This window comes from Bradyrhizobium sp. Kon58, assembly GCF_055807455.1.
Genome location: NZ_JBVVOT010000338.1, coordinates 1 through 297 on the forward strand (window position 1 = coordinate 1; position 297 = coordinate 297).

The window sequence follows — 297 nt, forward strand, 5'->3', positions numbered from 1 at the left end:
GTATTGATCTGATCCATGTCACTCTGCTCTGTAACTTGGACCGACAGTTCTCGTCGTGCCCCAACTTTATAGACGCTTGCATCATAGAATAGAATCGTAATTCCTGGACAAATCGGGAAAAAAATTTGTAATCCTTTAGCTGCTGTGCCTATTCCATTGTGCGTGTGGCATGCTTCTAGAGCTTGATTGTAGAATACAACTGGATTATCAGATGTTATAAATTCTGCACCTTTTTTCGCGAGAAGCAATTTACATGATAAGTCCATAGCAAACCATTCTCTACATTTTGCTATGGAC

Annotated in this window: 1 protein-coding gene; it reads right to left on the minus strand. The window is 40.1% G+C overall.

Features of this window, described 5'->3' with window-relative positions; all coding sequences use genetic code 11:
* Positions 1-297: DUF4238 domain-containing protein (locus tag AC0L20_RS40690; protein ID WP_473295776.1), on the minus strand; the 297-nt coding region annotated here is incomplete at both ends.